The sequence below is a fragment of the Streptosporangium canum genome (assembly GCF_900113865.1).
Lineage (GTDB): Bacteria > Actinomycetota > Actinomycetes > Streptosporangiales > Streptosporangiaceae > Streptosporangium > Streptosporangium canum.
In genome coordinates, this window is the sequence record NZ_FOQY01000003.1 from 33,368 (window position 1) to 44,832 (window position 11,465).

General features: G+C 72.2%; 11 protein-coding genes. 5 read left to right on the top strand and 6 right to left on the bottom strand.

From position 1 onward, the window contains the following. Positions 1–50: 50 nt before the first annotated feature. From BM085_RS04775 to BM085_RS04785, 3 genes are read left to right on the top strand one after another with little or no spacing between them, the layout of a single operon-like run. Positions 51–1,259 (top strand): glycosyltransferase, encoded by a 1,209-nt coding sequence (locus BM085_RS04775; protein ID WP_093885813.1) that lies wholly within the window; start codon positions 51–53, stop codon positions 1,257–1,259. Next, positions 1,256–1,987: a DUF998 domain-containing protein gene (locus BM085_RS04780; RefSeq protein WP_093885814.1), complete on the top strand. Its 732-nt coding sequence runs from the start codon at positions 1,256–1,258 to the stop codon at positions 1,985–1,987. Before BM085_RS04775 ends, BM085_RS04780 begins: the two co-directional genes overlap by 4 nt. Then, a complete protein-coding gene (locus tag BM085_RS04785) occupies positions 1,953–2,885 on the top strand; it encodes an acyl-ACP desaturase (protein ID WP_093885815.1) in 933 nt (310 codons plus the stop codon). Before BM085_RS04780 ends, BM085_RS04785 begins: the two co-directional genes overlap by 35 nt. 123 nt (positions 2,886–3,008) lie before the next feature. Here BM085_RS04785 and BM085_RS04790 read toward each other — a convergent pair whose 3' ends face one another. The 6 genes from BM085_RS04790 to BM085_RS04815 all read right to left on the bottom strand — a co-directional run bounded on the left by BM085_RS04790 (position 3,009) and on the right by BM085_RS04815 (position 9,425). Continuing rightward, a complete protein-coding gene (locus BM085_RS04790) occupies positions 3,009–3,776 on the bottom strand; it encodes a sulfite exporter TauE/SafE family protein (protein WP_093885816.1) in 768 nt (255 codons plus the stop codon). Continuing rightward, a complete protein-coding gene (locus BM085_RS04795; RefSeq protein ID WP_093885817.1) occupies positions 3,773–4,378 on the bottom strand; it encodes a rhodanese-like domain-containing protein in 606 nt (201 codons plus the stop codon). Before BM085_RS04795 ends, BM085_RS04790 begins: the two co-directional genes overlap by 4 nt. Before the next feature lie 229 nt (positions 4,379–4,607). Further along, a complete protein-coding gene (locus BM085_RS04800) occupies positions 4,608–5,948 on the bottom strand; it encodes an MBL fold metallo-hydrolase (RefSeq protein WP_093885818.1) in 1,341 nt (446 codons plus the stop codon). 324 nt (positions 5,949–6,272) lie between these two features. Then, positions 6,273–6,542, bottom strand: coding sequence for a metal-sensitive transcriptional regulator (locus tag BM085_RS04805; protein ID WP_093886142.1), 270 nt, complete (start codon positions 6,540–6,542; stop codon positions 6,273–6,275). A gap of 119 nt (positions 6,543–6,661) precedes the next feature. After that, complete coding sequence (locus BM085_RS04810; RefSeq protein WP_093885819.1) at positions 6,662–7,879, bottom strand: MFS transporter; 1,218 nt, start codon at positions 7,877–7,879, stop codon at positions 6,662–6,664. A 310-nt stretch (positions 7,880–8,189) separates the two neighbouring features. Continuing rightward, the gene (locus BM085_RS04815; RefSeq protein WP_093885820.1) at positions 8,190–9,425 is read right to left on the bottom strand and encodes an NAD(P)/FAD-dependent oxidoreductase; all 1,236 of its coding nucleotides are present in this window, start codon (positions 9,423–9,425) and stop codon (positions 8,190–8,192) included. Between the two features lie 76 nt (positions 9,426–9,501). On the opposite strand from BM085_RS04815, the gene BM085_RS04820 reads away from it, so the two are divergent. Next, positions 9,502–10,185, top strand: coding sequence for a pentapeptide repeat-containing protein (locus tag BM085_RS04820; protein WP_093885821.1), 684 nt, complete (start codon positions 9,502–9,504; stop codon positions 10,183–10,185). A 416-nt stretch (positions 10,186–10,601) separates the two neighbouring features. Next, positions 10,602–11,252 carry a hypothetical protein gene (locus BM085_RS04825; RefSeq protein ID WP_143120805.1) on the top strand — a complete coding sequence of 217 codons (651 nt, stop codon included), beginning with the start codon at positions 10,602–10,604 and terminating at the stop codon, positions 11,250–11,252. Positions 11,253–11,465: the final 213 nt, after the last annotated feature.

Consider the following 11,465-nt stretch of genomic DNA (forward strand, 5'->3'; position numbering starts at 1 on the left):
GCCCCGCCCCCTCCCCCGCGCCTCCCGGCCATCCGATGAACGGAGCCCCCATGGTCATGTCAGCCGCGCCCGCGCTCGCCCCGGCCCCGCTCGCCACCCGGCCGCGCCGGGTGCTGATCGGCACCGACACCTACCCGCCCGACGTGAACGGAGCCGCCTACTTCACCCACCGGCTGGCCGGCGGCCTGGCCGAACGGGGCAACGAGGTCCACGTGGTCTGCGCCTCCGAAGAGGGGGCGGCCAGGACCGAGCACGTGAACGGCGTGACCGTGCACCGGCTCCGCTCGGCGCCGGTGCTGGTCCATCCGACCATGCGGATCTCGGTGCCCACCCGGCTGGACCGGCTCATGGCCGCCATCGCCCCGGACGTGGTCCACGTCCAGGGACACTTCGTGGTCGGCCGCGCCGCGATCTCGGCCGCCCGGCGCGCGGGCGTCCCGGTTGTGGCGACCAACCACTTCATGCCGGACAACCTCTTCCAGTTCGCGCACATCCCCGGCCCGCTCCGCGAGCGGGCCGGCGACCTCGCCTGGCGGGACTTCCGGCGCGTCTTCTCCCGGGCGGACCGGGTGACCACACCGACCCGGATCGCCGCGGGGCTGCTCACCGGGAAGGGCTTCGCCCGTTCGGTGGAACCGGTCTCGTGCGGCATCGACCTCAGCCGGTTCCAGCCGCACGCCGAGCCCAAGGCGTGGGCGCGCGGGGCGTTCGGCCTGCCCGACCGCGACACCGTGCTGTTCGTCGGGCGGCTGGACGAGGAGAAGCGGCTGGACGAGCTCGTCCGCGCCCTGCCGTACATCCTCAACGGGACCGACGCGCAGCTCGCGCTGGTCGGCACCGGGGGGCAGCGGGCGGCGCTGGAGAGGCTGGCGGCCCGGATCGGGGTCGGCGACCGGGTGTTCTTCCTCGGGTTCGTCCCCGACGAGGCGCTTGCCCAGGCATACGCCGCCGCGGACGTCTTCGCCATGCCCGGGGTCGCGGAGCTGCAGAGCATCGCCACCCTGGAGGCCATGGCCACCGGGCTGCCGGTGGTCGCCGCCGACGCGATGGCCCTCCCCCACCTGGTACGGCCCGGCGAGAACGGCCGGCTGTTCCGGCCGGGTGACGTCCAGGGGCTGGCCCGCCACCTCAACGACCTGCTCTGCTCGCCCGGCCTGCGCGGCGCGATGGGCGCGGCGAGCCGCGCGATCGCACTGACCCATGACCACCAGGCCTCCCTGGCCCGGTTCGAGGCGATCTACCAGGAGGTGACCCGATGAGCGCGGGCCCGATGTGGCGCTGGCCCGGGATGGCGGGGGCGGCTGCCGCTGTGGCCTCGACGGCCTACGCGCACGTGGTCGCCGCCGACGCGGTGGACCCGATGAAAGGCCTGATCAGCGACTACGCGCTGCTCGACACCGGCGCCTGGGCCATGGTCGGCGGCACGATCATGCTGGCCATGGGCTCCCTGTGGGTCGCGTACGGCCTGGCGCGGGCCGACCCGGCGCGCAGCGCCGCGCCGCGCGTCCTGTTCGTCGCCGGAGCGCTGGGACTCCTGCTCACCGCGGCGTTCCCCACCGACGCGGCCCCCGGTGTCACCTCGGCCGTCGGGGAGATCCACCGCTGGTCGGCGGCGGTGGTCTTCACCGCGCTGCCCTGCGCGGGCTGGATGATGGGCCGCCGGTTCCGGAACCGGGCGCTGTCGGCCGTCAGCGTGCTGGCGGCGGTGCTGCTGGCCGCGTTCCTGGCGGCCCACCCGGGATCGCTGACCGCAGACCTGATCGGCGGCCCGGCCTACTACGGCCTGATCGAACGCCTGCTGCTGCTGAGCGAGATGGCACTGGTCTTCCTGGCCGCCCAGGGTATGGACAACCTACCAGACAGTAATAAAAGAGACATATCCCCGCTTACTGACTCCCCCCTTACCTACGCTAACGTAGGTTACGGTTCCGTAGTGAGTGAGGGAGAGCCTTATGCGAGAGTTCAGTCAGACCGAGCTGCTGCTTGAGCTTGAGCCCGTTGTCGCCGGAGAGCTGGACCGGCACCACAAGGTGGCCAAGGAGTGGTTCCCGCACGAATACGTCCCGTGGTCCGAGGGCAGGGACTACGACGGCCTTTTCGGCGGTGACGCGTGGGTCGAGACCGACTCGAAGATCCCCGAGGAGGCGCGGGTCTCCCTCATCGTCAACCTGCTGACCGAGGACAACCTCCCCAGCTACCACTACGAGATCGCCACCGCCTTCGGCCGCGACGCCGCCTGGGGCACCTGGGTGCACCGGTGGACCGCCGAGGAGGGCCGGCACGGCACCGCCATCCGCGACTACCTGACGGTCACCCGCGCGGTCGACCCGGTCGCCCTGGAGCGGGCCCGCATGAACCACATGGGCGAGGGCTTCACCAACTCCTACGAGGGTGTGCTCCACTCGCTGGCCTACGTCTCCTTCCAGGAGCTGGCCACCCGCATCTCCCACCGCAACACCGGCAAGGCCTCACAGGACCCGAACTGCGAGCGCCTGCTCGCCAGGATCGCCGCCGACGAGAACCTGCACATGCTCTTCTACCGCAACCTGCTCGACGCGGCCTTCAAGCTCACCCCGAGCCAGACGATGCGCGCCGTCACCGACGTGGTGACCACCTTCCAGATGCCCGGCACCGGGATCGAGGGCTTCACCCGCAAGGCGATGACCATCGCCAACGCCGGAATCTACGACCTGCGCCTGCACCTCGACGACGTCCTCATGCCGGTGCTGCGCCAGTGGGCCGTCTTCGACATGAAGGACCTCGACTCCGAGGGCGAGAAGGCCCGCGAGGAGCTCGCGGCGTTCCTCGCCCGCCTGGAGGTCTCCGCCTCCCGCTTCGTCGAGCGCCGCGAGGCCCGCCGCGCCCGCCAGGCCGCCGGCGCCTGATCCCTTCACCGAGGGACCGGCACGTGCGGTCCCTCGCACCCGTCCCACCGTGCCCGCGTGACCGCGGTTCTTCCGTCCCCGCTCCCGGGGGTCGGCGGCGCGGCGCGACGGCACCCGTCCAGGTCACATCAGGGCGGGGACCTGCTGGGCGAGGACGAAGATCCCCATGACCAGGACGAACCAGCCGAAGGCGCGGCGCAGCCGGTCGGGGTTGACATGGCCGGCCAGGCGTCCGCCGAGCAGTCCGCCGACGGCCGCGGCGGCGCTGACGACGAGCGCCACGCGCCAGTCGATGGTGACGGTGTGCAGGTAGCCGGCCAGCCCGGCCAGCGACTTCATCGTGATGACCAGCAGGGAGGTGCCGACGGCCGCAACCATCGGCATGCCTCCGAGCAGGACCAGGGCGGGCACGACCAGGAAGCCGCCGCCGGCGCCGACTGTGCCGGTGACCAGGCCGACGAGGACGCCGTCGAGGAGGATCTTCCCGATCGGCATGTCGGTCCGGGATGGGCCGGAGATCCGGCTACGGCCTCTGACCATGGCGACGGCCGTGGCCACCATCATGAGGGCGAAGCCACCGAGCAGGATGGTTTCCGGCAGATAGGGGCCGATCAGTCCGCCGGCGTAGGCGCCTGCCATGCCGGCGGCACCGAAGATCAGACCGGTGCGCCAGCGGACGCGCCCGGCACGGGCGTGGGAGACGAGGCCGGCGGCGCTGGTGGCGGCAACCACCAGCAGTGACATCGCGATCGCGGTCTTACCTGGCACATGGGCGATGTACATGAGCATGGGCACCATGAGGATGGAGCCGCCACCGCCGAACAGGCCGAGGGTGCCGCCGACCGCGACGGCGGCGAGCACCGTCGCGGTGAGCGTCCAGGTGATGATCATGCCCGGGCCTCGCCGCCGCGCAGCCGGGCGATGACGGCGTCGATGTCGAGGTCCCGGGTGCGGTTGTAGGGCAGTTTGGCCAGGGCCATGCCCATCGCACAGGTGTCGGTGACAGCGGCGAAGGTCAGCCCGGCGCCGACGAACCCGGCGATGAACCGGGCCGGCGGCCACCAGATGCTGGCCAGGACCGAGGCGGCGACGATGCCGCCGGCCACCAGCCGCACCTGGCGCTCCAGCCCCCAGCGCTGGGCCCGGGTACCGGGAATCGGACATGACGCGGAGGCGGTGGGGGCACCGGCACCGGTCCAGGCGTTCATCCCGCCCTCCAGCACCACCACGTCGGTCAGGCCGGCGCGGGTCAGCGCGGTGTGCGCCTGGGTGGCCCGGCCACCGGACTGGCAGATCAGCAGCATCGTGCCGCCGGCGTCGGCGACGATGCGCCGCAGGTGCGCGTTCACCTGGTCCAGGGGCAGGTTGACGGCGCCGGAGATGTGGGCGGAGGCGAACTCACCGGGAGTGCGCACGTCGACGACGAGCACGTCGGGGTCGGCCGCGATCAGAGCGCGGGCGGCGGGCACGTCGACACTGGTCTTCATACTCATGATCAAGAAAAGCCTGTTCTTCGGGAGTGGGTGGAGGTGGCCGGATCGGGGTGATGGCCGACCGGCGGGGACAGGTCGGGCCGGGGCCGGGTGCCGGAGCAGCACGGTGACCGGCCCGCAAGGGGCGGGTCAGTCCGCGGCCCGGTGCCGGAGCAGAACGGTGACCGGCCAGGGGCGGGTCAGTCCGCGGCCGGATGCCGGAGCAGGACGGTGACCGGCCAGGGGCGGGTCAGTCCGCGGCCGGGTGCCGGAGCAGGTCGGTGACACCGGCGCCGGTCAGCACGACCGGCCGGTAGCCGGCGGCCAGCAGCAGGCCGGCGGCGATGCTCGCGCGGCGGCCGGAGCCGCAGGCGACCAGGACCGGCCGGGAGGCGTCCAGCTCGGCGGGGACGCCGTGAACGGCCAGGTCGGCCAGGAAGCGGTGGACCGCGCCGGGCAGCGCGGCGGCGGCGTGTTCGCCGGGCATCCGCACATCCAGCAGCTGGGCGCCGGGCTGGGCCAGCCGGGCGGCGAAGGCGGGCAGGTCCAGCAGCTCGAAGGTCTGGTCGGCGGCCGGCCCGGGGTCGGTGACGACGCCGCGCACGGTGTCGATGCCGATCCGGGCGAGCTGAGTGACGGCCTCGGCGACGTCCTGGCCGGGGTCGGCCACCAGGACCAGGGGCGCCCGGTAGGGCAGCAGCCAGCCCGCCCAGCTGCCGAAGTCGGTGTCCAGCTCGATCCCGACCGCTCCGGGGAGCAGGCCGCCGGCCTGCCGGGCACGCGGGCGGATGTCCACCACGCGGGTGCCCTCGGGCTGGTCGGCCAGATCCGCGACGCTCAGCGTGGGCACGCCCAAGGGCGGCATCGGCGGCACGCCCATGGTGTTGGCCGGCCCCATGTACGGGTAGAACGCCGGGATCGGCATCGGAGCGGCGAGCAGCTCATCGGCGAAGTCCTCGGCGTCGCCGATGGCCAGCAGCGGGTTGCCGGCCACCTCCTCGGCGATGGTGGAGGTGTAGCGGCCGGCGCCGGTGGAGGTGCAGAACGACCCCTCACCATGGGTGGGCAGCAGTTCCACCCCGCCGGGCAGGCCGGCCAGGCGGTGCAGCGAGCCGTGCTGCAGCCTGGCGAGGGTGCGGGCCCGCTCCGGGCCCAGCAGGTCCGGGCGTCCGGCCGAAGAGACCAGCAGGCTGCCACCGGAGAACACCGCGACCGGCTCGCCGTCGACGAGCACCAGATAGCTCGTGTGCTCAGGTGTGTGGCCCGGGGTGTGGATCGGGCGGATGCTCAGCCCCCGCCCGCCGGGGATGTCCTCCATGTGGAAGGCGGGGGTGTGCGGGTAGGCCGCGGCGGCCGCGGCGGGAAGCACCAGTTGCGCGCCCGTGGCGAGCGCGGCCTGCTCCCCGCCGGAGACGTAGTCGTTGTGCAGATGGGTCTCCAGCACGAACCGCAGCTCCACATCCCGCTCGGCGGCCTTGGCCACGAAGCGGTCGATGTCGCGCTGGGGGTCGACGAGGACGCCACGGCCCTCGTGGGTGAGCAGGTAGCTCTGGTCCCCCAGGCCGGGGGTGCGGAACGAGATGATCTCCATCGGGAGTCCTTTCAATCAGGTAAAAATACCCCGGGGGGTATACGGAAGGCAGAGGTGTGCCCCTTCCGACCCCCCGAGCCGGAGGGCGGGCATGGCTCTATGGCGGCGACGCCCTCACGGGCGGACCGCGTGGTGCGAGGCCGGCCGAGGCGGCCGAGACCGGTGCGGCGGGAAGGAGCACCGGCACCTCTCGGCCACTACGGTGATCTCTCCGCGAGGGAGATATACCCCCGGGGGTATACAGGAGACATGGGAATGCGACGCCGGGTCGGCGCCACAGGCCCATGCCGTCCGCCGTCCACGTCAAGCCGCAGACCCCACCCCTTACGCCAGGGACAGGAAGAGCTTCTCCAGCTCCTCGACGCTCATCGGGGCTTCATCGCCACGGGCCTGGGCGGCCTGGCAGTGACGCATCCCACTAGCGACGATCTTGAACCCCGCGCGGTCCAGCGCCTTGGAGACGGCCGCGAGCTGGGTGAGCACCTTCGAGCAGTCCTCGCCGGCCTCGATCATCCCGATCACGCCGGCCAACTGCCCGTGGGCCCGGCGCAGGCGGGTCACCGCGTCGCCGACCATCGATTCATTCATCTCCATGCCGCCAATATACCCGGGGGGGTACCCTGGGGCAAACGGCGCCGCCCCGTCGGCCCTCGCCACGCGCCTGCGGGCGGACCCCGGCCTCAGGGGCCGTGACCTGCGGGCGGACCCCGGCCTCAGGAGACCGCGACCGGCCGGCGGACCTCGGCCGCGCCCGCTTCCGGGCGCAACCTGCGCAGGAAGAGCAGCACCAGCAGCGCGGCCAGGCCGGTGGTGACCGGCGGGACCAGGAAGGCCAGGGCCGCTCCGGAGCGGTCCACGAGCTGGCCGGCGACGGCCGCGCCGGTGGCGATGCCCAGGCCGATCGATCCGTTGAGCCAGGTGAAGGCCTCGGTCCTGACCTCGGCGGGGATCAGGGTCTCGACCAGGGTGTAGCCGGTGATGACGGCGGGGGCGATGACGAACCCGGCCATGGCCGCCCCGCCGTACAGCAGGGGGATGGAACCGGCGAGTGTCAGGGCGGCCGTCGTCGCGCAGAGCAGGCCGACGGTGGCCGCCAGCCGGACCGGGGCGCCGATCCGCCAGCGGACGACGCCGTAGAGGATGCCGCCGGCGAAGCTGGCGCCGGAGAAGGACGCGTAGATCGGCCCGGCCGCGGCGGCCTGGCCGAGCGCGGCGGTGTAGGAGGTGATGCCGACCTGGAGGCTGCCGAAGACGGTACCGAGCGCGACGAAGGCCACCGCCAGCACGGCCACACCGCGCAGCCGGAGCACGCCGCCCTGGGAGCGGACCCGGACCGGCATCGGCTCGGGGGCGCCCCTGCGGACCACGGCGAACACCAGCGTTCCCAGCACGACCATGACCAGTGCCGCCAGCAGCGCCCAGACGGGCGAGAACCCGGTCGAGACGGCCACCAGCAGCACCGGGGCGAGAGTGAAGGTCAGCTCGTCGGTGATGGACTCGACGGCGAAGGCGGTGCCCAGCTTCTCCGAGCGGCCCAGCAGGTGCGCCCAGCGGGCCCGGACCATCGAGCCGACCTGCGGCATCGAGGCGCCGGCCAGTGCCGAGAAGACCACCAGCGGGACGGCCGGGGCGTGCGCCGAGGCGAGCGCCAGCAGGACGCCCAGCGCGGCGGCGTGCAGGACGACCTGCGGGAGGAGCACCCTCGGCTGGCCGTACCGGTCGGCGAGCCGCCCGGTCTGCGGGCCGACCAGCGCCTGCGCCACGGCGGCGGCAGCGGCGGCGATCCCGGCGGCGCCGTACGAGCCCGTGGACCAATGCACGAGCAGGAGGATGCCGAGCTGCAACATGGCGTACGGCAGGCGCGCGAGGAACGCGGGAACGAGGAAACGCCAGGCGCCGGGGGAACCGAGCACGGCGAGGTAGGACTTCATCAGTCTCCGTCCGAGTCCAGACGGAGCGCTGCCCGGTCCGGGAGCGCACCGTCATGGTGGGCTTCGACCGGGGTAGATACCGCTCATAGCGGCCGCCGTGCGGTCATCGCATGCATTCGTTCAGAACGCAACAATCATCCATCTTAAGCCACGAATCGGACTCGAAGTGAGCCCACAGCGGGGCCGCACCCGCACGCCGAGCAGCCACCGCCCCGCCGTCATCGTCGTCGTGACCTCGATCGGGCCGCGCCGGGGACCCGCCGGGGCGGATGCCCGACGGACGGCCCCGGCGGAGGTCGCGCGGCGCCGGTCAGCCCGCCGTGAGGTCGGCCAGCGGCACCGAGGGATCGGCGAGCCGGTCGGGGTCGACCCGCGCGCCGGCGCGGATCAGCTCCTGCGCCGGCGCGATGCCCTCGTCCCACTGGTTGACGTGCATTCCCGCCACGACACGGCCGCCGGAGAGCCAGAAGGCGTGGAAGGCCCGCGCCTCCAGGTCCCCCCGGACCACGACGGAGTCGTAGCCGCCCGGCGCGAACCAGCCGGAGAACTCCATGCCGACGTCGTACTGGTCGGTGAAGAAGTACGGTGGCCGGTCGTAGACGACCTTCTGGCCGAGCATGGACCTGCCGGCGGCCAGTCCCCCGTTGAGCGCGTTGGCCCAGTGCTCGACGCGGATCCGGGTGCCGTACAGCGGGTTGAAGGCACTGGCCACGTCACCGGCGGCGTAGACGTCGGGGTCCTCGGTGCGCAGGGCCGCGTCGACGACGATCCCGTCGTCGACGGCCAGGCCCGCCCGCTCGGCGAGTTCGGTGCCGGGGCGCACGCCGACACCGACGATCACCACGTCGGCCGGGATCTCGCCGCCGTCGCCGGTGGCCACCGCCCGGACCCGCCCGGTGCCGAGGAACCCGGTGACCTCAAGGCCGAGCCGTACGTCGACGCCCTGCCCGCGGTGCACGTCGGCGAAGAAGGCGCCCATCTCAGGACCGAGCGCCGCCCGCAGCGGCACCGGCTGGGGCTCGACGACGGTCACCTCGCAGCCGTATCCGCGGGCGGCGGCCGCGGTCTCCAGCCCGATCCACCCGGCTCCCACGACGACAACCCTGCCCCCGCCGCCGATGGCCTCGCGCAACCGCTCGGAGTCGCCGAGGCCGCGCAGGTAGTGCACGCCGTCCAGGTCCGCGCCGGGCACGTCGAGGCGGCGCGGGGACGAGCCGGGGGCGAGCAGCAGCTTGGCGTATCCCAGCCGCCGGCCGTCGTCGAGCTCAACCTGGTGAGCGGCCCGGTCGAGGCCGGTCACACGGCGCCCGAGCAGGAGTTCCACGGAGTTGCCGGCGTACCAGCCCTCGTCGTGGACGTAGACCTTGGCCTTCTCCTCCTTGCCGAGCAGGTAGCCCTTGGAGAGCGGGGGCCGCTCGTACGGGCGTTCGGTCTCGGCCCCGATCAGCGTGATCCCGCCCGTGAAGCCCTCCTCCCGCAGGGACTGCGCGGCCTTCGCCCCGGCCAGGCCCGCTCCGACGATGACGAACGTCTGCTCGGTAGTCATGGATCCCTTCCTATCCGATTCCCTCTCCCGTTCCAATGAGCGGCTCACGGCCTGCGACCTGACTAGGCTCCCCCGCATGCCTTCTCGCACCCCTGCCGCCGGGCCACCGCGGCCGAAGGAACCCCGCTCCCCCAAGCTCACGGCGTCGCTCACCGCCGTGGAGCTCTTCGAGCATGATCTTGAGGATGACGGCGTCTACAGGTCGATGGAGTTCAGAGGCGTCGACCTGTCGTCCCGCGACGCGGACGCGGTCGAGTTCGAGGGCTGCCGGTTCGTCGACACGCGCCTGTCGGGTACGGCGATGCGCCGGGGCGGTTTCTCCAACGTGGAACTGGAGCGCTGCGACCTGTCGGGCATGGCGGCCAGGGCGTCGTCGATGCACCGCGCCCGGGTGTCCGCCAGCCGGCTGACCGGCATGACGTGGTCCGAGTGCGGGTTCAAGGACGTGACGTTCGACGCCTGCCGCGCCGACCTGACGGGGTTCCGGTTCTCCACCTTCAAGAACGCCGTCTTCCGCGACTGCGCCCTCCCGGAGGCGAACTTCCAGAACGCCGACCTGAAGGGGGTCCGGTTCGAGCGCTGCAACCTGACCGGCGCCCAGTTCTCCGGCGCGGAGATGGAGGGGGCCCGGTTCGCCGACTGCGTGCTGCTGGGGATCGGCGGCGTGACCAGCCTCAGGGGCGTGACCATCAGGAGCCGGGACGCCCAGGGGCTGGTCTACAGCCTGGCGAGTGCCATGGGGATCACCATCGAGGAGTAGGACGGCCGGCGCCGGTGGCCGATCCCGCGCCGCCCTCAGGCACGAGGCCCTGCGCGGACCGGCCGAGGGGGCGCGGCCGGGCTGCGCCCCCATTACGGCCCGGAATGCGCGGGAAACGTGCGCACACCGGTCGGAGAAAGCCGTCCCGGCCCGCCGGGGTTCCGCTGCGCACAAGTGAGACGGAGTGCCGGGCGGCCCGGAAAAGGATGCGGAATCACACACGCCCGCGACACGCAAGATACTCGATCGCCAAAATGGGGAAACTTTCGTTTACTCCCGCTAAAACCAAATCCTGCACTCCGCGAAAAGGGGTTCTATATATTGCCTACGCCTTCAAGATCGCGCCACGGACGGGAATTACCACGAGCCCCGCCCGTGGTACACCATTTCGCATAGGAGCATGCCGTATGCCATTGATGAGACGATCTGTCCGAGCCGCGGTGAGCTGTGCCTTCGCAGCGGCTGCCGTCGTGAGCCTCGGGGCCTCCTCCTCCGCGCAAACCAGCATCCCGGACACCCCGCCCACACCGCAGCTCTCGGTCGCGGAACCGCCCCCCACGCCCAAGGCTCGCGCCCTGACGGCCGACGAGATCCGCAGCAAGGGGCTGGCCCAGTACATCGACATGTCCCGCCAGAAGGAGATCGCCCCCACCCTGATCGACGGCTCTCAGGGTAAATTCGCCGCGAGCGTCCCCACTCCCGTCAAGAAGCCCGCCAAGGCCAGCAGCAGGACCTACGCGTCAGGCTGCTGGTACCTGGAGACGCAATCCGGTTCCGCCACTTACCCGGGAGTCGCCTACCACACATGGTGCGGCGACGGCGTCCAGATCACATACACCTCGGCGAGCTGCACCGGGAGCACGAGCGGGCCCACCCGCAGGTACGAGGGCTGCCAGAACATCCAGAACTACGGGCTGGGCTGGAACGTCTGGGACGTCACAGATAAGTGGCATTTCTGCACGGCCTACAATTCCTACACAGGCGTGTGCTCCGCACGGATACACCCGTGGCAGAAGAACCGCTACGACGCGAACGGCCAGGTCTGGCTCCTTGGATGGGGCAACTGAGGACTGACCTCCCGAACGCGCACTCCATCCGAACGCGCACCCCATGCCACGGCGACGGCGCCGGCCTCACCACGGCCGGCGCCGTCGCCGTCTCCGCACACGGCGGCCGCCGGGGAACCCGGCCCTCCGGCCGCGCCTCCCGGACACGTGACCACCGCCCGCACACCGTCGCGCGGCGGGCGAGGCACCACCGCACATCGCCGCCCGAGCCGG